Origin of the sequence: Dyella sp., assembly GCF_036746095.1 — a bacterium.
GTDB lineage: Bacteria > Pseudomonadota > Gammaproteobacteria > Xanthomonadales > Rhodanobacteraceae > Dyella_B.
Map to the genome: position 1 here is coordinate 1 of NZ_DAIOEU010000013.1, position 21,961 is coordinate 21,961.

General features: G+C 61.7%; 16 protein-coding genes. 8 read left to right on the forward strand and 8 right to left on the reverse strand.

From position 1 onward, the window contains the following. Positions 1–223: 223 nt before the first annotated feature. Both V7M64_RS08010 and V7M64_RS08015 read left to right on the forward strand, forming a co-directional pair. Positions 224–910: a rhomboid family intramembrane serine protease gene (locus V7M64_RS08010; RefSeq protein WP_333678399.1), complete on the forward strand. Its 687-nt coding sequence runs from the start codon at positions 224–226 to the stop codon at positions 908–910. A 10-nt stretch (positions 911–920) separates the two neighbouring features. Beyond that, entirely contained in the window at positions 921–1,244 is a 324-nt protein-coding gene (locus V7M64_RS08015) for a DUF1820 family protein (protein ID WP_333678522.1), read from the forward strand. Here the strand turns inward: V7M64_RS08015 and V7M64_RS08020 are convergent. Continuing rightward, positions 1,241–1,969: a glutamine amidotransferase gene (locus V7M64_RS08020; protein ID WP_333678401.1), complete on the reverse strand. Its 729-nt coding sequence runs from the start codon at positions 1,967–1,969 to the stop codon at positions 1,241–1,243. The genes V7M64_RS08015 and V7M64_RS08020 overlap by 4 nt on opposite strands. A gap of 28 nt (positions 1,970–1,997) precedes the next feature. After that, positions 1,998–3,821 carry a GspE/PulE family protein gene (locus tag V7M64_RS08025; RefSeq protein WP_333678403.1) on the reverse strand — a complete coding sequence of 608 codons (1,824 nt, stop codon included), beginning with the start codon at positions 3,819–3,821 and terminating at the stop codon, positions 1,998–2,000. A gap of 89 nt (positions 3,822–3,910) precedes the next feature. Here V7M64_RS08025 and glyQ point away from each other — a divergent pair, with 89 nt between their 5' ends. Both glyQ and glyS read left to right on the forward strand, forming a co-directional pair. After that, complete coding sequence (glyQ, locus tag V7M64_RS08030; RefSeq protein WP_333678405.1) at positions 3,911–4,822, forward strand: glycine--tRNA ligase subunit alpha; 912 nt, start codon at positions 3,911–3,913, stop codon at positions 4,820–4,822. Then, complete coding sequence (glyS, locus tag V7M64_RS08035) at positions 4,819–6,966, forward strand: glycine--tRNA ligase subunit beta (RefSeq protein WP_333678407.1); 2,148 nt, start codon at positions 4,819–4,821, stop codon at positions 6,964–6,966. Before glyQ ends, glyS begins: the two co-directional genes overlap by 4 nt. A gap of 65 nt (positions 6,967–7,031) precedes the next feature. Here glyS and V7M64_RS08040 read toward each other — a convergent pair whose 3' ends face one another. Continuing rightward, complete coding sequence (locus tag V7M64_RS08040; RefSeq protein WP_333678409.1) at positions 7,032–7,610, reverse strand: helix-turn-helix transcriptional regulator; 579 nt, start codon at positions 7,608–7,610, stop codon at positions 7,032–7,034. Between the two features lie 425 nt (positions 7,611–8,035). Between V7M64_RS08040 and V7M64_RS08045 the strand changes: the two genes are divergently transcribed. Then, complete coding sequence (locus V7M64_RS08045) at positions 8,036–8,899, forward strand: YbaY family lipoprotein (protein ID WP_333678411.1); 864 nt, start codon at positions 8,036–8,038, stop codon at positions 8,897–8,899. 74 nt (positions 8,900–8,973) lie between these two features. Here V7M64_RS08045 and V7M64_RS08050 read toward each other — a convergent pair whose 3' ends face one another. The 4 genes from V7M64_RS08050 to mnmG form a co-directional block, all read right to left on the reverse strand. Continuing rightward, a complete protein-coding gene (locus tag V7M64_RS08050; RefSeq protein ID WP_333678412.1) occupies positions 8,974–11,016 on the reverse strand; it encodes an autotransporter domain-containing protein in 2,043 nt (680 codons plus the stop codon). A 154-nt stretch (positions 11,017–11,170) separates the two neighbouring features. Next, on the reverse strand, positions 11,171–13,501 hold the full coding sequence (locus V7M64_RS08055; RefSeq protein ID WP_333678413.1) for a Tex family protein: 2,331 nt from the start codon (positions 13,499–13,501) through the stop codon (positions 11,171–11,173). Between the two features lie 134 nt (positions 13,502–13,635). Then, a complete protein-coding gene (locus V7M64_RS08060) occupies positions 13,636–14,406 on the reverse strand; it encodes an RDD family protein (RefSeq protein WP_333678414.1) in 771 nt (256 codons plus the stop codon). 155 nt (positions 14,407–14,561) lie between these two features. Further along, positions 14,562–16,439, reverse strand: coding sequence for a tRNA uridine-5-carboxymethylaminomethyl(34) synthesis enzyme MnmG (gene mnmG, locus V7M64_RS08065; protein WP_333678415.1), 1,878 nt, complete (start codon positions 16,437–16,439; stop codon positions 14,562–14,564). A 548-nt stretch (positions 16,440–16,987) separates the two neighbouring features. On the opposite strand from mnmG, the gene V7M64_RS08070 reads away from it, so the two are divergent. Continuing rightward, positions 16,988–17,173, forward strand: coding sequence for a hypothetical protein (locus tag V7M64_RS08070; protein ID WP_333678416.1), 186 nt, complete (start codon positions 16,988–16,990; stop codon positions 17,171–17,173). A gap of 58 nt (positions 17,174–17,231) precedes the next feature. Here V7M64_RS08070 and pepN read toward each other — a convergent pair whose 3' ends face one another. After that, a complete protein-coding gene (pepN, locus tag V7M64_RS08075; RefSeq protein WP_333678417.1) occupies positions 17,232–19,874 on the reverse strand; it encodes an aminopeptidase N in 2,643 nt (880 codons plus the stop codon). Positions 19,875–19,944: 70 nt separating this feature from the next. On the opposite strand from pepN, the gene V7M64_RS08080 reads away from it, so the two are divergent. Beyond that, positions 19,945–20,949: an aldose epimerase gene (locus V7M64_RS08080; protein WP_333678418.1), complete on the forward strand. Its 1,005-nt coding sequence runs from the start codon at positions 19,945–19,947 to the stop codon at positions 20,947–20,949. Next, the gene (locus V7M64_RS08085) at positions 20,946–21,896 is read left to right on the forward strand and encodes a pyridoxal-phosphate dependent enzyme (protein ID WP_333678419.1); all 951 of its coding nucleotides are present in this window, start codon (positions 20,946–20,948) and stop codon (positions 21,894–21,896) included. Before V7M64_RS08080 ends, V7M64_RS08085 begins: the two co-directional genes overlap by 4 nt. Positions 21,897–21,961: the final 65 nt, after the last annotated feature.

Consider the following 21,961-nt stretch of genomic DNA (forward strand, 5'->3'; position numbering starts at 1 on the left):
CTTCCATGCAAGAGTAGGTCACCGCCAGGGGCTTTATCCCTAAAACGCCTTCCCCCATCGGGAAGGCGTTTTGCTTTGCGGACCTGCTAGGAAAGGGGGGGCGGTGCAATGACGACGGCCAACGCATGGACTGCGAGGGCAGGGGGTGCGCAAGAGCAAGGGAGTTATCGCCTAAGATGTATTCCCGGAACGCTCGACCAGCGTGCTCGTCGAGGAGAGCGCCGTGTTTGTCAATGTTGAAACCCGACGTCAGCCGCGCCTGCATTGGGCGGCCACGCTGTTGATCTTGATTTGCGTGGTGACATTCGTAGCCTTGGCCTTGATGTCTCCGCCGCGGCGGATCACGTTCCTGCTGGAGTGGGGTACCGTTCCGGCCAATGTGTTCGATACGCACCAGCCCATCTGGCAACAGCTTCGAGATCCTGCCTTGCTGCGCCTGGTCACGGCGTTATTCATCCACGTTGCATGGCTGCATTTACTGAGCAATCTCTTGTTCCTCATGATCTTCGGGATTCCAGCCGAACGTACCTTGGGATCAATCCGTTTCCTGATCCTGTTCCTGCTTGGTGGCGTCGTCGCCAACTTTGCGGGCGCCATCTCGCTCGCGGGGGAAGTCAGGCCCATTATCGGTTGCAGTGGCGCGGTATCGGCGGTGCTTGGTGCCTACGTTTCGCTGTTTCCGCGAGCCCGCTTGGGCCTGGTCTTGCCCCTTGGCTTCTATCTGGAATTCGTGCGCGTGCCAGCGTTCCTGTTGATTGGAATCTGGGCTTTGCTGCAGTTGCTTTTCAGCTACCTGGGCGGGCCGAGCTATGGCGGCTACGCCTGGTGGACACACTTGGCCGGCTTTCTGTTCGGCGTATTGTTTGCCTTGTTATCACGCGATGCCATCATGCGCCGCATGCGTCGGTAAAATGAGCGCCATGCGCAATCAGAAACTCTACAAAGTCACCTTCCTGCATCTGGGCAAGTGCTACGAGCTGTATGCCCGGCACGTTGCATCGAGCAGCCTCTGGGGCTTCACTGAAGTCGGCGACCTGATATTCGAACCGGCAGGCGAGGGCATTGTGGTGGATCCCACCGAAGAGCGTCTGCGAGAAGAATTCAAGGACACTCGCGTCCTGCATCTGCCCATGCAGGCCGTTGTACGTATCGAGGAGGTTGATCGCAAAGGTGCGCTTGCCATCCGCGATGCCGTGGACGGGCAAAAAGTCACACCGTTCCCGATGCCACCACGCAATCGTTAACGCGGCGCGTGGCTGAGTCCGTGATGCCTTGAAAACATCTTGAGTAGACGCCTTGCAAGAGGTGTCGCAGCCACCTGTTTATAGGTGTGATGCGGATCGAAACCTTCGCGCCGCATATCATGATGTTTGCGCCGAATGTAGGCGCGCATCACGTCGGCGTTGAATTCGGGATGAAACTGCACGCTGATGGCGTTCCGGCCATAGCGAATCAGATGGTGCGGATCACGTGCAGAGCGGGCCAGTACTTTTGCATCTTTCGGAATTTCCAGCACGCTTTGTTCGTGCGTGGTGTGCGCGCGAAATTGCGCAGGCAGAAAGGTGGTTAGCGCATCTTGTTCCGCGCCAGGCAACAGATCGATCGGCAAGGTGCCGATCTCTCGTCCGCCCTGCAGATAATCGACGCGCCCGCCCAAGGCGTGTGCCATGAGCTGATGACCATAGCAAACGCCGAACAGCGGCAAATCCACGTCCATCGCATGGCGGATCCATCCTGCCGCTTGTTCGCTCCACGGCGCGCGATCGGTCACCATCGCTGCGGAGCCGGTAATCAGTGCGCCGGATACCTCCTGCGGTGACGGCAATGTTTCTCCTGCCGCTACATTCACGACACGCACTTGCTGCTGCGCTAGCTGCGCACTCAAACGAAACCAATGAGGGAAATCGCCGTGGCGCGCCTTGATGTTGTCTGGCGCCTGGCCGGTGCGAATGATCAGGACTGGCTTCATGCAAACAAAATAGTTAATCGGAGTTTTATCAAGGAGGTGAATCTTCGACATGCTCGACCGGCGGCAATACGGTCAGCACTTCCTGCACGGTGGTCAGTCCTCGTGCAACCTGATCCGCCGCGGAAATGCGCAACGGACGCATCCCTTCCAGCAATGCGCCCTGGCTGAAATGGATCAGGTCCAATTGCGCACCGATCATGCCACGCAAGCGTGGGCTCAAAGGCATCATTTCATAAATGCCGGTACGGCCCATGAAGCCGGTATGGCGGCATTCCAGGCAACCCGCCGGCTTGTATACGCGCTCGGGTACCGGCATGGACCAGCCGTGCGTCAGCACTGTCCATTCGTGCGGATCCTGCTGCGTTTCCAGCTTGCAGTGCGGACACAGCGTACGAACCAGACGCTGTGCAACCACGCCGGTGAGCGTCGATTGAATCAAGTAATGCGGCACGCCCAGGTCGAGCAATCGCGTTACCGCACTGGGTGCATCGTTGGTATGCAGCGTCGATAACACCAAGTGGCCGGTCAACGAGGCCTGCACCGCCATCTGCGCCGTTTCCAGGTCGCGAATTTCGCCGACCATGATGATGTCCGGATCCTGGCGCAACAGCGTGCGCACGCCGGCGGCGAAGTCCAGATCGATCGAAGGCTGTACCTGCATCTGGTTGAATTCGGCCGAGACCATTTCGATCGGGTCTTCTACCGTGCACACGTTGATATCCGGCGTGGCCAGATGCTTCAAGGTGGAATACAGCGTGGTGGTCTTGCCCGAACCTGTCGGCCCCGTCACCAGCACAATGCCGTGCGGGCGTTCCACCATGCTTCGCCATAGCGTGTCTTCGGATGGCGAGAAGCCGAGTTGCGAAAAATCCTTGGCGACGATATCCGGATCGAAAATACGCATCACCATCTTTTCGCCGAACGCAGTGGGCATGCTTGAAATACGCAGTTCCACTTCGCGCCCCGACGATGCGCGCGTCTTGATGCGGCCATCCTGAGGACGGCGTTTTTCGGCCACGTCCATGCGCGAAAGAATCTTGATGCGCGACGTGACCGCCGTCATCACCGGTGGCGGCAATTCGAATACCTTGTGCATCACGCCGTCGATGCGAAACCGCATCATGCCCGCTTCGCGGCGCGGTTCCAGATGGATGTCCGATGCGCGCTGTTCAAAGGCGTATTGCAGCAGCCAGTCCACGATATGCACGACATGCCGATCGTCCGCGCCGACCTCGCCGGCTTTGCCGAGCTCCAGCAGCTGTTCGAAATTCAGCAAGGCCGAGGAGTCGTAGCCACTCTGGTTCTTGGCATCCTTCGCCAGTTGGATCGAGCGCTGGACGCCGTAGAACTCCTGCAGGTACCGATTGATATCAATCGGGCTGGCTACCACGCGATGCACATCGCGACGCAGCATCTGCGACAGGTCCTTTGACCAGGAATTGTCGAACGGCTCCGCCGTGGCGAACGTCACTTCGCCCGTGGTCACCGCCACGGGAAGAATGCGATGCCGCTGCGCATAGGCATGGCTCACCACCTGAGTGACGGCGGCCACGTTGATCTTCATCGGATCAATTTTCAGATACGGCAGGCCTGCCTGGCCGGCCAGCCATTCGGTCAGGCCCTCCAGGCTCAGCGGCCGGCCCGGGTCGCGGCGATTGATCAGCTTGGCGTTGGCGATGATCACCAGCGGATTCAATTCCACGGAACTGCGTCCGGCGCGATTGCCGATGCGCAACTGCTTGGCATCGTCCGCCGAGAGGTAGTCGTCCACAACCAGGGCTGCCAGGACGTCATCCAGCGCCAGCCGGCCGCGGCGGCCCAACATGGAGGCGATTTGTTGCGTTGCTGGCATGGGCGGATTCCCCTCGTAGCGCGCTGAAAAACGGCGAAAAGATGCGCTGCGGCTATACTAACCCGCTTTACACTCAGGTTAGGAAAGAGATGTCCGCGCCTACCTTCCAGGATGTGATCCAGACCCTCAACCGCTACTGGGGCCGGCAGGGGTGCGTGCTGTTGCAACCTCTCGATACCGAGGTTGGCGCAGGTACGTTCCACCCCGCCACGTTCCTGCGCGCGCTTGGTCCGGAACCTTGGGCTGCTGCCTACGTCCAACCGTCGCGCCGCCCGACTGACGGGCGCTACGGCGAAAACCCCAACCGCCTGCAGCACTATTACCAGTATCAGGTGGTCATGAAGCCGAACCCGGAAAACATCCTTGAACTGTACATCGGCTCACTCAAGGAGTTGGGCCTCGATCCGCAGGTGCACGACCTGCGTTTCGTGGAGGACAACTGGGAATCCCCCACACTTGGGGCCTGGGGCCTGGGCTGGGAAGTCTGGCTCAACGGCATGGAGGTGACCCAGTTCACCTACTTCCAGCAGGCCGGTGGCCTGGAATGCAAGCCGGTCACGGGCGAGATCACTTACGGCCTGGAACGCCTCACGATGTATCTGCAAAACGTGGACAACGTTTACGACCTGGTCTGGACCGAAGGCCCGCACGGCAAAGTCACCTACGGCGATGTGTTCCACCAGAACGAAGTGGAGCAAAGCACCTACAACTTCGAGCACGCCAATGTGGCCGAGTTGCTGCGCTGGTTCGATGTATGCGAAGGCGAGGCCAACAAGCTGATCGCGGCAGGCTTGCCACTGCCGGCCTATGAGCAGGTCATGAAAGCCAGCCATACATTCAATCTGCTTGATGCGCGTCGCGCCATCAGCGTTACGGAGCGCCAGCGCTACATCCTGCGTGTGCGCACCTTGTCGCGCAGCGTGGCGGAAGCATACGTGGCGCAGCGCGAAAAGCTTGGCTTCCCTGGATTGAAGCAACAGAAAAAGGAGCAGGCCGCATGAGCGCTGCCAAGTCATTGCTCATCGAGCTGGGCACGGAAGAGCTGCCGCCGAAGTCGCTGGATGAACTGGGCGCGTCGTTCATGCGCGGTATTTGCGAGGGCTTGGGCAAGCGCGGAATTGGCGCACTGCTTGAGCAGGCAGCGCTATACGTGACGCCGCGGCGTCTGGCCGTCCATGTTCCCGAAGTCGCCGCCGCGCAGCCGGAGCAATCCATCGAGCGCCGCGGGCCGGCGGTGAACGCCGCGGTCGACGAGCAAGGCAAGCCCAGCAAGGCGTTGATAGGGTTCGCGCAATCGTGCGGTGTCGGTGTCGAGCAGCTGGAAAAGCTCGAAACCGACAAAGGTTCCTGGTTTGTGTATCGCACGGTAAAGCCGGGCCAGCCGGTTGCGGCGTTGCTGCCCGAGATCGTCGAAGAGGCGCTCAAAAGCTTGCCGATTCCCAAGCCGATGCGCTGGGCCGGCCACGACTACAGCTTTGTGCGCCCGGTGCATTGGCTGGTCATGCTGCATGGCGCGAGCATCATTGATGGGCATGTGCTGGGTTTGCGCAGCGGGCGTCAATCACGCGGTCATCGTTTCATGCATCCGCAACCCGTGCATCTGGCAGACGCGGACAGCTACGTTGATGCGCTGCGCATGGCAAAAGTGCTGGCCGATCCCATGGAGCGCCGCCAGCGCATCCGGGATGAAGTTGCGCGTACGGCAAAGGAAACCAGCGGTACGCCGCGGCTTGACGATGCGCTGCTGGATGAAATCGCCAATCTCACCGAATGGCCCGTCGCCATTGCCTGCACGTTTGATCGCGCATTCCTGAGCGTACCGCCGGAAGCGCTGGTTACCACAATGGAAGCCAACCAGAAGTTCGTGCCGGTCTTCGATGCGCACGACAAGCTCACCGAACACTTCATCGGCATCGCCAATATCGACAGCAAGCATCCGAGCGAGATTCGCAAAGGCTACGAACGCGTCATTCGCCCGCGTTTTGCCGACGCGAAATTCTTCTGGGATGAAGACTTGAAGAAGCCGCTGGCAAGCTATCAAGAAGCGTTGAAGAACGTGACCTACCAGCAAGCGTTGGGCAGCGTGTGGGACAAGAGCGTGCGCGTGGCCGAGATCGCGCGCATCGTGGCCAATCGCGTCGAGGTGGACGCCGGCCAGGCAACGCGCGCGGCAGCGCTGGCCAAATGCGATCTGCTCACCCGCATGGTTGGCGAATTTCCCGAGTTGCAAGGCGTGATGGGCCGCTACTACGCGCAGCATGGGCAGGAATCGCCCGACGTTGCCGATGCGCTGGATAGCGTCTACCAGCCACGCTTCGCAGGAGACACGATCGCCGCGGGCAAAGTTGGACAAGTGCTCGCCATTGCCGAGCGCGTCGATACATTGGCCGGTATTTTTGCCGTGGGCTTGAAGCCCAGCGGCAACAAAGATCCATTCGCCTTGCGCCGTGCCGCCTTGGGCTTGGCGCGCACGCTGATCGAGGGCGGCCTTGAGCTCGACCACAAGGCATTGTTCGCCGAAGCGCTGGAATTGCTGCCGGAAGCCGCGCTTGCAGCCGGCCTGAAGCCGGGCAAGGACGGCAAAGCACCCGTCCTCGATGCGGGGCAGCGTCGAGCTGCGCTGGTGTCCGAGCTCAGTGAATTCGTGCTCGAACGCTTGCGTGGCTATTACGCAGAAAAAGGTTTCACCACCGAGCAATATGAGGCCGTGCTGGCCGTCGCGCCCATCAGCCTGGTCGATTTTGATCGACGGTTACGTGCCGTACTCGAATTCGGGCGGCAACCGGAGGCGTTGAGTCTGGCCGGCGCCAACAAGCGCGTCGCCAATATTCTCCGCAAGCAGCAGGAGGAACATGGCGCACAGAGCATCCGCGAACACGTCGATCCTGCGCACTTCGAAGAAGATGCAGAGCGCGCTTTGGCGCAAGCGCTGGAGGCCGCCCAGGCCGACACGGCCACGGCATTGCAGCGCCGCGATTACACCGCGGTGCTGGCACGTCTCGCGCAGTTGCAGGCGCCGGTCGATGCATTCTTCGATCACGTGCTGGTGAATGCGGACAACCCGGTGGTGCGCGCCAACCGGCTCGCCCTGCTTGGGCGATTGAAGGCGCAGTTCACCGCCATTGCCGACATCGCCCGGCTTTAACAAGACGCAAGGACCAAAAAAGCGGCTTCCATGGGCCGCTTTTTTATCAGTCCGCGACTGTGAATTCAGGACGCAAGGCGAGTTGCTTCCCGACCTTTCAAGCGTTCGGCCAGGCGGTGGTTGAAGGCCACCATTGCTGTCGCATCCACATCGTTGCCGCCCGGGCCGAGGATGTCGTAGAGCTCGGCAAGCATGTCCGTGTTCTCGGCTAGCGTCAGATGGCTGTCCGCCAGATCCAGTTCCGATTGCAGAATGCGCAGCGCCGTGTTCAAGCGCTGGACATCCATGCCATTGGCTTCCAGCGTATCGGCCGCCGTGCGCAGCTTGGAACGGTGGCGCGAGACCAGGGATTCGGAACTAGTGGTGGCGTTCATGTCGTCGGGGACCACCGCGCTAGGGTCAAGCATCGATCCTTCTCCGGCCACCAGCCAGACCAGCGAAATTCCCAAGGTGCGGGCCAGGGTGACGCAACGGGCACGCGAAGGATCGGTGTTTCCATCGCGCCAACTGCGCACCACCCCCTCCGAGAACCCACACATTCGAGCGATTTCCGTCACGCTGCCCACTCGCTGGATCAGCAACTTTATGCGATCGGCAAAAGTGGTGGCGGGAAGGGCGAGGGGCGTGTGCGTTTGCAGGTTCATCGCTAAAATTCCACAGATTCGAGCGTTGGGGACTGGTAAATGCTTACCAGCGTTCCGGTTTTATAGACCAGCCGGCCTTCGTGAAGGTGTCGGCTGCCGCAACTTTCTGAGGTCAGGCCGCATGAATTTGCGAGTAGCGGCATGCTTCGAAGTCATCCTAGGCCGGACAAACGCGTCAGTCTGTTCGCGGTTGACACCTCGGTGCCGCGGCGGGGCAAGAAACTGCGGCTCGAAAGGATCGTGTGGACCATGGCGCGCAAGGCTTGAGGAAACATAAACATACGGTCACGAATGGTACGTCTGGCCCGTTGACTTTTCCGTCAGTGCTCTTTGGGCTATGCTCTGAGGCTCCCCCGCGCTGTTTGCGACGCGATGCGTTCGGCAGGCATCGCGTTCGAATCGATCCAACCCGAGGTTTCCATCCCATGCGCAGCGTTGTTTGGTCGCTGATGACAGTGGCAGCGGTGGCACTAGCCGGCTGCAACAATTCTTCAAATCCGTCGTCGTCGACCGACGCGGGAAATACCGAAGCAAGTGCGCCGGCCGGTCCCGCGCACAGCGTTACCGGTACTGTCACGATCCGTGGCGGCGGTACCCCGTCGCAGCAGAGCAAGCTCGACATCAGTATCGTGGACGTGACGGCACAGGGCTCGCCGCCGCTGGCCACCAAGGAAATTGCGCCGGCCACCACGTTCCCGCAATCGTTCGAGCTGGACTTCAATCCTGCCAACGTTGCTACCAACGATCTGTACATCGTGCAGGCTCAGCTGGTGGATGGCGATCGCCACTACACCATGCCGTTGCAGGCGCCGGTGCTGACCAAGGGCAACCCGACCACCAACGTCAAGGTCGAACTCACTCCTGAACAGACACCCGGCGAAAAGCTCCTGGCACAGTTCCAGGGTGTGCAGAAGCAGATCGGTGGCATGAAGCGCTCCGCCGGCACCAAGCTCGAGAAGGATGCCTCGCTCGCCTGGCAGGTGTTCCGTGATGGCGGCGAAGTGAAGTTCATCCGCGAGCTGGTCGACTACGGTGACAAGGGCTTTACCAGCACGGATTACGCCTACAAAGACGGCAAGCCGTGGGTAGTGCAGCAGCAGAAGAAGCCCAGCCAGAACGCCAAGCCCAGTTCAGTGGATACCGCCGGTTGGGGTGACGATGGTTCGCTGGTGCTGAAGACGCACGAGGCGGAAGGCAACAGCTCGGCGCTGAGCGACAACGATGCCCAGAGTCTGCAACAGCAGGCCAAGGACATTCTCAATCTGGCAACAGGCGGCAAGGGCAAGTAAAGCCATCCTTCCCAAGCTGGAATAAAAAAAGCCGTCCAAACTGGACGGCTTTTTTTGTTGCCAGGAAAATCGACTTAGAAGCCGTACTTCACCCCGAGGTTGAAGCCGTTCATGCTCTGGCTGTGATCGGCGAAATGGCTGTTGAAGGCCACCCAGGCGGACAGGTTCGAGCTGATCTGCGCGCTTAGGCCGGCATTGACCGAACCCCAGTTCTTGTCCGGCGTGAAGCCGGCCATGTCGAAGCTGCCGTTCATGCTGTTGAGGCCGGCGGTGACCATGTCGGTGCCGGCGCGGCTGTCATGGTTCCAGCCCAGCTCGACATATGGCGTCACAGCCATGCCCTGGGTATGCAGCGTGCCCTGCAGGCGCCAGCCCAGTGTGCTGATCAACGCATTGCGCGCCTGGCTGCCAAACCACATCGCGGTCGCGTCATTGCCGTTTTCGCTATAGCCGTCGATCCTGATGTGCTGGTACTCGACGTTCGCGAACGGGCCGGTCTTCACCGTGCCCATGTCGAACCAGTAGCCGCCATGCAACCCTAAACCGACATACGAACCATCGACTTTGCCGCTTTCGTTCGTGCGAGCATCGCCGATCATGAATACGCGGTTGACATTGGTGTAGCTGGCCTGGCCGAAATCACCGTAGACGCCGGCGTAAGCGCCACCGCTGTGCCAGGTGACATAGCCCAGGCCGGTAAGCGCCTGCAGCTTGTAGCCACCACCGCCGGTGACATCGGCCGTGTGTTCGCCGATGCCCAGCGCGACTCCCGCGGAGATGTTGTCGGTCGCGTGAACATCCGCACCCACGGTGAGATCGACGTTATTGCTGCTGGTGCGAGGGGCGCCGGCACGCTGGTCGAAATGCTGGTTCGAATAGCTGAGGTCGGCGAACGCTCGCGTGGTGCTGCCGAAGGTGTCGGCCATCATCTGGTTGCGCACCACCGCCGTCTGGGTGGTCACGGCGGCGAGCGGAGCTTCCTGCAACAAGGAGATCTGCTGCGGCGCGGCCAGCTCGGAGAGCACCACTTGCGAAAGCATCACATCGGCTGCCGTAGTGGGGTGCACGCCGTCCGCGAACAGGTAGCTTTGGTTGGTGCCCGCCGCATAGGTGTAGGGCAAGCCGGAACCCTGCGGCCCGCACTGCACCGAGCTCGAACCCGCACCGCATGCCGGCGTCGTGACATTGGTAAAGCCGTACGCCCCCGGATTCGCCACGACCTGGTTGAGCAGGGCAAAAGCGTTGACGGGAATGATGCCCTTGCCCAAATGACCAAGCCCCGCGTTGAGCTGGCTGTTGTAAATGACGCTGAGCCCGGTCAGCGACGACGCTGCCGAGGCACCTTGCGCAAGCGCTTCCGGCGTCAGGCCGATATTGGGCAGATTGAACACGACAATATTTTTCGCCCCAGCCGCCTGCAGGGCACCGATCAGCTTCACTTCCTGCTGTCCGGCGGCGGCAATGGTGGCTTGCGCCTGGGTTGCCGTTTGCAGCGAGGAAACGCCGGCTGCCGCAGTCACCTGGGCATTCACCTGCGCGGTGACGGCAGGCGTGATCTGCGCTTCGAACGCGGCGATGGCGACCGGATTGTTCGGAATCAGGCCGGCGGTGACGGCCAGGGAAGCCTGCCCAGCCAACGTCTGCGCGATCAGTTGCTGCGCAGCCGATCCGGCCGCAACTGAAGTGGCCGCGTTGAAAATATCGTTGGCCCCACCCCAGATGGCATACAGCGCATGGGGATTCACGCTGCTGCTCGCCAGATAGCTGGTCACCTGACTGGTAATGGTCGGCACGGTGGAGGGCGTACCCGGCGAGTTGTTGTTGATACCCGCCCCACCCCAGGCGTAATCAGTGCCGCCAGCCAGCGAAGCGGTCAGCGAATAGCCGAGCCCGACGGCTACGTTCTGGATCGTCACATTGCCGGGGTTGGTCGTGAACTTCAGCGGAGGCTGGATGCTTGGATCGGTCGCCAGCGAAATATTGCCTGCATCGCTAAGGCTGTCGCCAAACACCACCACGCCGTTGAACGTGGAATTCGGATTGCCGGTGGCGTGAACCGCGCCAACCATGCCGAGGGCCAGCGCCACGGCGCCAGCGATCTTTCGAGGGTGGAACATGTGTGGGTGCTCCTGCGTTTGTTGTTATCGGAGCGTTACGTTAATGCATGCCATACGGCAGCGCATGCTGCGCTGCCGTATGGGGAACTTCGCTGTTGGATCTCACGCCTGAGCCCGCAACCTGCGGTGGCGGGAAGCGGCAAGCGTCTGCGTGTTAGCGCTTCAACGCACGCGAAAGCGCATCTGCGAAAGCACTATTGGCAGGTGCCGAAGCCGGTTTCGTCGCTGGCGAACCGCCAGGTCGCGAGCCGCCACGATTGTCCCTGCCGCCACGCGTGTCCGCACCGGCCGGTTTGCCGCCGCGTGCCTGTTGACCGGGTTCGTCATCCAGACGCATCGACAGCGCGATGCGCTGGCGGGCGATGTCCACGTCCATCACTTTTACCTTGACGATGTCGCCGGCTTTGACGGCGTCGCGCGGATCTTTCACAAAGGCATGGGATAGCGCGGAGACATGTACCAGGCCGTCCTGATGCACGCCGATATCGACGAAGGCGCCAAATGCAGCCACGTTGGTAACGCGGCCTTCGAGGATCATGCCGAGCTTGAGATCTTTCAGGCCTTCCACGCCTTCGGCAAAACTCGGGGCGACGAATTCCGGACGCGGATCGCGACCAGGCTTTTCCAGTTCCTTGAGAATGTCCCGTACCGTGGGCACGCCAAAACGCTCATCGGTGTACTGCTCGGGCTTTAAACTGCGCAGAAAGCTAATGTCGCCGACAATGCTTCTCACCTCGCGGCCGCATTGCGTAATGATGCGCTCTACCACCGGATACGCCTCGGGGTGCACGGCGCTTGCATCCAATGGGCTGTCGCCCTGGGGAATGCGCAAAAAGCCGGCGCACTGCTCGAACGCCTTGTCGCCCAGGCGCGGCACTTTCAGCAGGGCTTTGCGGTTTGGGAAGGGGCCGTTCGCGTCGCGATGTTTCACCACGTTCTCGGCGACGCTGGGCGTAAGGCCGGCTACGCGCGACAGCAACGCAGCCGACGCAGTGTTCACGTCCACGCCCACCGCGTTGACGCAGTCTTCCACCTTTGCATCCAGCGCGCGCGCCAGCTTTACTTGATTTACGTCGTGCTGGTATTGGCCGACGCCGATCGCCTTGGGTTCGATCTTCACCAGTTCCGCCAGTGGATCTTGCAGGCGGCGGGCGATGGACACGGCGCCGCGCAAACTCACGTCGAGGTCCGGAAATTCCTTGGCCGCCGTTTCCGACGCGGAATACACCGAAGCGCCCGCTTCACTCACCACGATCTTCGCCAGCGTCAGATCCGCGTGCTTTTTGATCAGCTCGCCGGCCAGCTTGTCCGTCTCGCGCGATGCCGTGCCGTTGCCGATGGCGATCAGGTTGACGCCATGCTGCTTGCTCAATATCGCCAGCCGCGCGATCGACTGATCCCACTGGTTGCGCGGCTCATGCGGATAGATGGTATCGGTGGCCAAGAGCTTGCCGGTGGCATCGACCACGGCCACTTTCACGCCGGTACGGATGCCCGGGTCCAGCCCCATCACGGTCTTGGCGCCAGCGGGCGCGGCCAGCATCAGATCCTTGAGGTTGTCGCCGAACACGCGGATGGCTTCGTCTTCCGCGGCCTCGCGCACGCGGCCGAACAGATCCAGCGTAAGGTGCAAGTGCAGCTTCACGCGCCAGGTCATGCGCACCGTTTCACGCAGCCACGCATCGGCAGCGCGGCCACGGTCGATGATGCCGCTGTGCGACGCGACGCGACCTTCGGCTTCCTGATGACCTTGTTCGGCTTCTGCCGCGGGCAACAGTTCCAGTTCGATCACGCCTTCGTTGCGCGCGCGCATCAGCGCCAGCAGGCGATGCGAAGGGATTTTGCCGATCGCTTCCATGTGGTCGAAGTAGTCGCGGAATTTCGCGCCTTCGTTTTCCTTGCCTTCGACTACCTTGGCGCGGATCTGGCCTTTCTCCCACAACCAGTCACGCAATTCGCCGAGCAGCTGCGCATCTTCGGCGATGCTTTCCATCAGAATGGCGCGCGCGCCATCGAGTGCGGCGCGCACGTCGGTCACGCCTTTTTCCGCGTCCACGAACGGCTCGGCGAGCGTCTCGGGCGACTGCGTGGGATCTTCGCGCAAGCCGATCGCCAATGGCTCGAGGCCGGCCTCGCGTGCGATCTGCGCCTTGGTGCGGCGCTTGGGCTTGTACGGCAGGTAGAGGTCTTCCAGGCGTGCCTTCGTGTCGGCTTCCCGAATGTCCCGCTTCAGTGCTTCGGTGAGTTTGCCTTGCTCCTCGACGCTGGCGAGGATCGCCGTGCGGCGTTCCTCCAGTTCGCGCAGATAGCGCAGGCGCTCTTCGAGCGTGCGCAGTTGCGTGTCGTCGAGACCTCCGGTGGCTTCCTTGCGGTAGCGCGCGATGAAGGGCACGGTGGCGCCGCCATCAAGCAATTCCACAGCGGCGCGTACCTGTTCCGATTTGGCGGCGATGTCCTGGGCGATGCGTTGTTCAATGCTGAGCATGGGACTAAACGAAATTCCTGGAGTTTGGTAATGCGACAAACGCGTTGGCGAGAGCCATCATGCTTCGCCGGTTGGCGAGCATGACAAAAAAAGCGGCGCAGGCCCAGAAGGCTGCGCCCTATCGATGTGATCAATCAGGCATTGAAGTGGCCGGGCTGTTCGCCGTTTGGGCGATTCGGCGGCTGTTCCTGGGCGGTGCCGTTGAGCACGAAGGTGCTGGCCCACAGATCGTGCAAACCTTGCTTGCGCTGCGTCCAAGTGATGGCCAGATAGCAGACGATCGGGATCAAGCCGAACACCGCGCCGAGCAGCCTCACGATATTGCGTGCGGCAGAACGGCCAAGCGTGATGCGTTGCCCGTTGAGGCCGGTCACGCGCAGGCGCAGCGCCAACTTGCCCGGCGTCGCCTGCAGCTTGGATGCTTCGAAGAGCATGTAATACAGAAACGTGATGACCAACGAGGCCACATTGGCGCCTTCTGTCGCCTTGGCATAGTCGCGCAAAGCCGTGGCCATGTCGGCGCCGGCTTGAATCTGATCGAGCAGATGCTTGTAGGCCTCCACGCCGCCGAGCGCGTAGGTCACGAGCATGGACGGAATCATCAGGATGAGCAGGTCGATCACCCACGCGCCGAAACGCTGCCAGAAGCTGGCGTAATCGAAATGGATGGTGCGGCCTGCCGGTTGTGCCTGCTGGGTTTGTTGCAGCGGCGGCGGGCCGTAGGGGTTGGGCGCAGGAGCCGGCTTGTCTTGCGGAAACAGCAGCGATAGCGGTCGCCAGTCGGCCAGTCCTTCGTACCAGCCGAGATCGTCAGGGCTGAGCTGGCCGCTGCGCAGCCACTCTTTTACCTGTTCTTCCTGATAAGGGCCGTGGCGTTCGCCGTTGCGACCAATCCAAACTTCCATCGCTCAATTCTCACCGGGTGTCGCTGCGGATGATGCCATGCGGCGCATGGCCGGAGGGCGCGGCTCGCTGAGCACGCTCAAGCGAGCACCGTAGACATGCGGATTGTCAGCTGCGGAATTGTCTTGAATGCCCACTGCATGTGTTGCTGCCGGCATCACGCCGCGTCGCGACGCTTCAGATGCACCAGCAGCAATGAAATGGCTGCCGGCGTGACGCCGCTGATACGCGCTGCCTGGCCGATCGTGGCCGGCATGCTGCGTTTCAGCTTCAACAGCACTTCGGCAGACAACCCACGCACCTTGTCGTAATCGAAGCTGGCGGGAATGGCCGTGCTTTCATGGCGGCGCTGGCGTTCGATTTCTTCGCGCTGGCGCTCGAGATAGCCGGCGTACTTGGTTTGCACCTCGACCTGCGCGGCGACGTCCTCGCGATCGACCATCGGTCCCAGTTCGGACACCTTGGCCAATTTCGCATAGTCGAGTTCCGGCCGGCGCAGCAGATCCAGCGCGTTGGTTTCACGGCTCACGGCAATGCCGAGCTGGCGCTCGATTGCCGCGCCCAGCGGATTGTTCGGTGCCGCCCACAAGGCACCCAGGCGCTGCGTTTCCCGTTCCACGGCGTCGCGCTTGGTGCGCAGCGCATCGAAGCGCGCCTGCGGCACGACACCGAGCGCGTAGCCGGTTTCCGTAAGACGCAGATCGGCGTTGTCCTCGCGCAGATGCAGGCGGTATTCCGCGCGCGAGGTGAACATGCGATAGGGCTCGATGGTGCCGTTGCTGGTGAGGTCGTCGATCAGCACGCCGATATAAGCTTCATCGCGGCGCGGATACCACGGCACCTTGCCGTGCACCGCCAGCGCGGCGTTGAGGCCGGCAATCAGCCCCTGCGCGGCCGCTTCTTCGTAACCGGTGGTGCCGTTGATCTGGCCGGCAAAATACAACCCAGGGATGGTCTTGGTCTCCAACCAGGGATGCAGGCCGCGCGGATCGAAGTAGTCGTATTCGATCGCGTAGCCGGGACGCGTGATATGCGCCGTCTCGAAACCCTTGATCGAATGCACCAGCTCCAGTTGCACGTCGAACGGCAGCGAGGTGGAGATGCCGTTGGGATAGATCTCGAAACTGTCCAGGCCTTCCGGCTCGATGAAGATCTGGTGCGAGCCCTTGTCAGCGAAGCGCACCACCTTGTCTTCGATGGAAGGGCAGTAGCGCGGACCGACGCCCTCGATCTGGCCTGTGTACAGCGGCGAGCGATCGAGCGCGCCGCGGATGACGTCATGGGTGCGGACACTGGTATGGGTGATCCAGCAGCTGACCTGGCGCGGATGCTCATCGCGCGAGCCGAGGTAGGAGAACACCGGCGCGGGGTCATCGCCCGGCTGTTCTTCCAGTCCGCTGAAATCGATGCTGCGCAGATCGATACGCGGGGGCGTTCCGGTTTTGAGGCGCTCGGCCGCCAACGGCAGTTCGCGCAGGCGTTGGGCCAGCGTGGTGGCCGGCGGATCGCCGGCGCGCCCGCCCGCATAGTGGGCGGGGCCGATATGGATCTTGCCACCCAGAAAGGTGCCCGCAGTGAGCACCACGGACCTGGCGCGGAAGGAAACGCCCATCTGCGTCACTACGCCAACCACGCGGCCTTGCTCGATCAGCAGATCGTCGACGGCTTGCTGGAACAGGTCCAGGTTCGGCTCGGTTTCCACCATGCGGCGGATGGCGGCCTTGTACAGCATGCGATCGGCCTGGCAGCGCGTAGCGCGCACCGCCGGGCCCTTGGACGCGTTCAGTGTGCGCCACTGGATGCCGGCCCGGTCCGCAGCGTGGGCCATGACGCCGCCCAGCGCGTCGATTTCCTTCACCAGATGCCCCTTGCCGATGCCGCCGATCGCCGGGTTGCAGCTCATCTGGCCGATCGTCTCGATGTTGTGGCTCAGCAGCAGCGTGCGCACGCCGCAGCGTGCCGACGCAAGCGCGGCTTCGGTGCCGGCGTGGCCGCCGCCGATCACGATCACGTCGTAGGAGGTCGGATGAAGCATGGGATGTAGATAAATACAGAAAGGACAAACGTTTATGATACTGCGAAGCGTCCGTCAGCGATGGCCTGCGCATGCTTACGCCAAGCTGGCATGCTTTCTGCATTAGGCTAACCGCACTTTCACGGGCAGATGCCGCGCGATTTGCGCGCTGAGACAGGACGGCAGGGGTCCTTTCGCGTACCGGGTGAGGAAGCAGAGACGGCGCCCTTTCGGGGCGCCGTCTATTTTTTTTGATCTCTTGAGAGAGATCTGGCGCCCGGCGGTCTCAGGAACAGGGGGAATCCAGGATGACCGTAGTGCCGGGCGCCAGAAACTGGTAGCCCAACGGGCAAGAACGGATAGACCGCACCCCCCGTGGCGTGAGAGTGATCATCGCCCCACACGCGTGAATATGAAGTGACTGAAACGCAAATTTCTGTCGGCTAACGGCAACTGCTGACAGAAAAGGTCACAGAGTGATGTAAGCCAATGTGAAGATGTGAACTGCATCACGCGATGGCACGCCTGTTGCTGCGCATTCCATGCAATGCAAAGAAAGGGGGTGTGTCATGGATAGCAGCAACGAGTTTGCACCGGTGTATGTGCGGCACGACTTGATGGTGGAAATCGGTCGCCTCGAAATGGCGATGGATCACCTCGTCGAGCGCGATCCGGTCCAGCAAGAACAGCTTCGGCCGCGTATCGAATCGCGCATGAGCCATCTGATCAGCGAACTGGATCATCTTCCCGCCTGACGGGATATTGAGAAGTACCGCCCCGCAACGGCGACCACCCGGGTCGCCGTTTGCGTTTTCAGCGCTGCAAGACATTGCCGGCGATTTCGCTCAAGTTGGGCGACAGTCCGTCGCGTTGCACCAAACCTTCCAGCGCCTGCCGTGCCGCATTCCGACGCACCGGTTCCAGTCGCTGCCAACCGTTGAACGCCGTGGCAAGACGCGCAGCAATCTGTGGATTGAGTGCGTCCAGTTGCGCAAGGCGTTCGGCGAAAAACTGATAGGACGCACCATCCACACGATGGAATCCACTCGGATTGCTGCTGGCGAAAGCACCCAGCAGGGAACGAGCTCGATTGGGATTCTTCAGCGTAAAGGACGGATCGCTTTCCAGCTGCTTGACGATGGCGAGCGCCGGTTCGCCCGGCACCTGCGCTTGCACGGTGAACCACTTGTCCAGTGCCAGCGGATTGTCCGCATAGCGTTCGCGGAAATGCGCCAGCGCTGCAGCTGCCTGAGGTGCGCAGTGGCGCACCAGCACACTCAACGCGGCAAGGCGATCGGTCATGCCGGACGCAACGTCGTACTGCTTGGCCGCCAACGCCAACGCTTGTTCGGCATCGACCAGGGCCAGCAGTTCCAGCACACGGCGCTTCAGGCGGCGCCTGGCCTGGCTGGCGGCATCCAGTTGTGATGCGCCCGCATACGTGGCGAGGCCGTGGTAGCGCGCAAGCAAGTTCTCGATGCCGATCTGCTCGGCCAGGCGATGCTGCATGACCTGGCGTTGCGCATGAATGCGTGCCGGATCCACTTCACTTTGTCGATCGGCAAACTCGATTTCGCCCGGCGGCGTCAGCAGATCAGCGAGCAAGGCATCGTCGATCGCCCCCTGCCGAAACAAAGCTGCCAGCGCCTGCCGCCACGCCTTGCACGCGTAGGAATCATCGCCATCATGGGACATATCGAAAGCCAGCATGGCCAGTTGCTGCCCTGCTTCCCAACGATTGAACCCATCCGCATCGTGCGTGAGCAGCAGCGCCAAATCGTCCGGCGTGTCATCGCACTCCAGCACCACTGGCGCCGAAAAGCCGCGCAGCAGCGATGGCACGGGCGGCGAAGGCACGTGCTGGAACACAAAGCGCTGCGACGGCTTGCTGAGCACGACAACCGTTTCGTCGCCATGCGCCTGGCCATCCAGATGCAAGGACAGCATCTGGCCTTGCCGATCGAACAACGACAGCTTCACCGGGATGGGCACTGGCGCCTTTTCCACCTGGCCCGGCGTGGGCCGCATCTGCTGGGAAAGCGTGAGCGTGTATTCGTGCCGCGTGGCATCGTACTCGCCCTTGGCTTGCAGGCGCGGTGTGCCTGCCTGCGCATACCACGTGAGATAAGGCGTCAGGTCGATGTGATTGGCCTGACCCAGCGCGGCCAGAAAATCTTCGATCGTCGCCGCTTGTCCATCGTGCCGGTCGAAATACAAATCCATGCCACGGCGAAACCCTTCCTGGCCCAGTCGTCCGGCGATCATGCGCACCAGCTCCGAGCCTTTTTCGTACACCGTGGCGGTATAGAAGTTGTTGATCTCGCGATATTCAGCCGGGCGCACTGGATGCGCGAGCGGGCCTGCGTCTTCCGGAAACTGCGTGCGGCGTAGCAACGCAACATCTTCGATGCGCTTCAATGCGGCGGAATTCATGTCCGCAGAAAATTGCTGCTCGCGAAATACCGTCAGCCCTTCCTTGAGCGATAGCTGGAACCAGTCGCGACAGGTGACGCGATTGCCGGTCCAGTTATGGAAATACTCGTGCGCGACGACCGCTTCGACCGCGCGGTATTCGTCGTCCGTGCTGGTATCCGGATCAGCCAGCAGGAATTTCGCGTTGAAAATATTCAGCCCCTTGTTCTCCATCGCGCCCATGTTGAAATCGTGGGTGGCGACGACATGGAACACATCCAGATCGAAGTTGCGGCCATAGGCGCGCTCGTCCCAGCGCATCGAGCGTTCCAGCGCGTCGAGCGCGTAGTGGCAGCAATCGATCACATTGGCTTCGGACCAGATCACCAGCTTTACCTTGCGTCCATCGGCGGTGACGTAGTCGCGCTGGATGTTCTCCAGGCGTCCCGCCACCAAGGCGAACAGATAGCAGGGCTTGGGATGCGGATCGACGAAGCGCGCCCAATGGCGTCCGTCGGCCAACTCCCCGCTGCCGGCAGGGTTGCCCCCGGCCAATAGCACGGGAAAGCGTTCGCGATCGGCCCGCAAGGTCACCGTATAGCGTGCGAGCACATCCGGGCGATCGGGAAAAAACGTGATGTGCCGGAACCCTTCTGCTTCGCACTGCGTCAGCAGAAAGCCACGTTCGCGCGAACCAGACAGATACAAACCCTCAAGCGTGGTATTGGCGGCAGGCTGCACCCGTACCCGTGTTTCCAGCACGCTGCCATCACGCGCGCCATGGATTTCCAATCCACCTTTCTCATAGCGATAGTCGCCGGCATCAAGTGCACGGCCATCGAGCGACATCGCCAGCAATTCCAACCCTTCGCCATCCAGCCGGAGCGGCACCGATTGCCCTGGATCATTGCGTAGCGTGAGGCGCGAAGAAACCTCGGTCGTATCGATCCCCAGGTCGATGTCCAGTTCGATGGTGTCCACCGACCATGCCGGAGGCCGATAGTCGCGCAAGTGGATCGGGGCAGTTTCGCTGACGAGGTTCATGTGCGGGAGCCGGTGAAGTGCAGAGATATCTCAGGCTAACATGAGGCACTTTGATCGACAGGACAAGCGAATGAGCGGATTCAGTCTCGAAAAAGCCCGGTGGGGAAGCCATGACATCGTCGTCTTGTGCGATGCCAGGCATGGCCGCCGCGCCAGCGTAGCCCGCCGAGGTGCGAACCTGGTCACGCTTGAGCAAACGACGGATGGCATCACGCATGCGCTGATCGATGGCTACCGCGATGCCGGCGAGCTGGAACGCAGCCAGAGTGCACGCTCCGCGATCATGGCGCCGTTCGCCAATCGCATTGCGGACGCCCGCTACGACTTCGACGGCAACACCTATGACATGCAGCCTGGCGTGGAAGCGCAGCGCGGCATCCGGCATGGCTTCGTGCGCACGCTGGATTTCGACGTCGCCAACCAACACGCCGATGCGCATGGTGCGCACGTGACCTTTGCTACCTCGGTTATTCGCCCTGGCGCATTTGCTGGTTATCCGTTCGCGATCGATCTGGCGGTTGCCTATACGCTCAATGCAAAGGGGCTATCGCTGGCGGTGAGCATGCGCAACGTCGGTAGCGATGCTGCGCCGTGTTTCTTCGGCTGGCATCCGTACTTCCGCTTCGATGGCAGCGAGCTGGATACGTGGGAGCTGCAGGTGCCTGCCACCAGGCTGGTGCGTACCTCGCCGGAGTTGATTCCGCTGCCGGGCGCAGAGGCGTTCCTGCCGCTGGAGCAGGCACCAAAGGCGTTGGATTTCCGCACGCCCAGGCCCATCGGCAACGTGAAAATCGACAATGCGTTTGCCGGGCTCGTACCCGACGCCGATGGCCGCGTGCGCACGCGTTTACGCGATCCGGCCAGCGGCTTGCGCATCAGCATGTGGCAGGAGCATGGCGTGGTGCTGGTGTTTACGGCCGACACGGTAAGCCGCGATGTACGCCGCGCCGTGGCGCTGGAGCCGATGGAAAGCATGTCCAACGCCTTCAATCGCGCCGATTGCGCTGGCGCCATCCGGCTGGAGGCCGGTGCCGAGCGCGTCTTCCGTTGCGGCGTGGAGATCGATCGCACATGAACGTGCAACTGCCCACTCTCCCAGACATTCATGACGCAGCGGCGCGCATTGCGCCGCATGCGGTGGTCACGCCCGTGCTGCGCCACGCGGCGCTGGATGCCTTGGCTGGCGCCGAGCTGCATTTCAAATGCGAAAACCTGCAACGCGGTGGCGCTTTTAAATTTCGAGGCGCCTGCAATGCGGTGTGGTCGCTGACGGAAGACGAAGCGCGCTGCGGCGTCGTCACGCATTCGTCCGGCAATCACGGTAACGCGTTGGCGATGGCGGCGGTGACGCGCGGCATTGCGGCGCACGTCGTAGTGCCTGAAGGCGCCGTGCGCGCCAAGCTGGCGGCGATCGAGCAGGCTGGCGCGACGATCCATCGTTGCGCAGCTACCCAGGCTGCACGAGAAGCCAAAGCTGCCGAGGTGCAGCAGGCGACAGGCGCGGTCATGGTGCATCCGTATGCGAATACGCGGGTCATGGCGGGACAAGGCACGGCTGTATTGGAATTGCTGCGGCAGAGCGAGGAACTGGATGCCATCATCATGCCGGTGGGCGGCGGCGGCCTGCTGTCCGGCTGTGCAATTGCCGCACACAGTTTGAAGCCGGCGATCGAAATGTTCGGCGCTGAGCCCGCGGGCGCGGCAGATGCTGCGGACTCGCTCGCACGTGGAGCACGCATCGAGCATTTCACGCCGGATACGATTTGCGATGGCTTGCGTGCACTGGTGGGCGAACCGAATCTTGCCGCCTTGCGCGAGCACCGCGTCAAGGTGATCACGGTCAGCGATGACGAAACCATTGCCGCCATGAAGTTGCTTTGGCAGCACCTCAAGCTGACGGTGGAGGTATCAAGCGCCACCGTGTTCGCCGCCATTCTCCAGCAGCGCGAGCGTTTTGCCGGGCGTCGGGTGGGCCTCGTGCTCACCGGAGGCAATGTCGATCTCGATGCACTGCCTTGGTAAGGCAAGCGGGGACAGGCGTGGTACGAAGGCAGCAGGCCTTGCCTGTCATGAGCGTGCAGCCAGTG